Source organism: Streptomyces sp. MH60 (assembly GCF_002939385.1).
Taxonomy (GTDB): Bacteria; Actinomycetota; Actinomycetes; order Streptomycetales; family Streptomycetaceae; genus Streptomyces.
In genome coordinates, this window is record NZ_MULI01000182.1 from 1 (window position 1) to 1,368 (window position 1,368).

Annotated in this window: 2 protein-coding genes and 1 pseudogene; all 3 read left to right on the plus strand. The window is 75.4% G+C overall.

The genetic code is table 11. The features are described from left to right. The first annotated feature begins 25 nt into the window (after positions 1-25). Positions 26-670 (plus strand): class F sortase, encoded by a 645-nt coding sequence (locus BZZ08_RS38425; RefSeq protein ID WP_104636730.1) that lies wholly within the window; start codon positions 26-28, stop codon positions 668-670. Positions 671-701: 31 nt separating this feature from the next. Then, the gene (locus tag BZZ08_RS38430; RefSeq protein ID WP_003975205.1) at positions 702-1,193 is read left to right on the plus strand and encodes an RNA polymerase sigma factor; all 492 of its coding nucleotides are present in this window, start codon (positions 702-704) and stop codon (positions 1,191-1,193) included. Then, positions 1,177-1,368, plus strand: a pseudogene (locus BZZ08_RS38670) (hypothetical protein); the annotation flags it as partial. The gene BZZ08_RS38430 and the pseudogene BZZ08_RS38670, both read left to right, overlap by 17 nt.

Sequence of the window (1,368 nt, forward strand, 5' to 3'; positions counted from 1 at the left end):
GCCGACGGGCGGCGGCGACCGGCGCATGATCCCGCGCCCCGGCCGCGCCCTCGCGACCGCCGCACTGGCCGCGCTGCTCGTGGGCTGCGGCGGCGGCCAGGGGGACGCCGACACCGCCCCCGGCCGCCCGGCGCCCACGACGGGCACGGCGGCACCGCCCGCGCAGGCCCCCGCGAAGCCGGTGCGGCCCCTGGCGCGTTCGGTGCCCGTGGGGCTGCGCATCCCCGCCCTCGGGGTCGACACCCCGGTGATGGGCCTCGGGCTGGCCGCGGACGGCACGGTGGAGGTCCCGCCCGTCACGGACGACGACCGCGCCGGCTGGTACCGGCACTCGCCGACCCCGGGCCAGGTCGGGCCGTCGGTCCTCCTCGGCCACGTCACGGTGGGCACGTACGGCGACGGGGTCTTCCGTCACCTGGCGCGGCTGCACCGCGGCGACCGGATCGAGACGCGCCTGGAGAACGGCACCGCCGCCGAGTTCACGGTCACGGCCGTACGGACGGTGGCGAAGGCGGACTTCCCGACGGAGGACGTCTACGGGGACGTGGCAGGACCGGAGCTGCGGCTGATCACCTGCGGCGGCCCGCTCGACGGCGAGGAGTACCGGGACAACGTGATCGTCTTCGCCGGACTGAGCGCCACCAAGGGCACCCGGCACAGGCCCCAGTAGGCACCGCATACCCTCACGACCATGGAGAGCGTTGAAACGGTCCCGTGACAGGGCGGCGTCCGAGCTGTTCGCCGCCCTGTATCCGCGCCTCGCCGGCTGGTGCCGCCGGCTCGTCGACGACGACGAGACGGCCCACGAGATCGCCTCGGAGGCGTTCACCCGGCTCTGGGCCCGCTGGACGTCCGTGGAGGAGCCCCGCGGCTTCCTCTACGTCACCGCCGCCAACCTCGTCCGCGACCACTGGCGCAAGCTGGAGCGCGAGCGCCGGGCGGTGCGCCGGGTCACCGCGGAGGTCGCGGTGCGTCCGCACCCCGAACAGGCCGACCCCTCGGTGCGGTTGCTCGTACAGTCCCTGCCGGAGCGACTGCGCGTGCCGATCCTGCTCCACTACTACGCCGACATGCCGATCCGGGAGGTGTCCGTGCTCACCGGACGCAAGGAGGGAACCGTCAAGGCCGACCTGCACGCGGCCCGCGAACTGCTCCGCGTCCATCTGAGGAGGAGCCTTGACCACACGCCTTGAGGACGAGATGGACGAGCCCGGCTTCGCACGCGACGGCGACGATCCGCTGCTGGTCGTCCTGCGTCCGGACGCCGACTTCCTGGGGCCGCCGCCGGGCCGCTACGAGGCGATCCGCCGGGCGGCGTCCCGGCGCCGCCTGCTGCGCGCCGCCGCCGGTGCCGCCGCGACCGCTGCC

What these genes read in the sequence shown, in the direction of transcription:
- BZZ08_RS38425 (WP_104636730.1), top strand. Translation starts at nt 26, where the DNA reads ATGATCCCGCGCCCCGGCCGCGCCCTCGCGACCGCCGCACTGGCCGCG.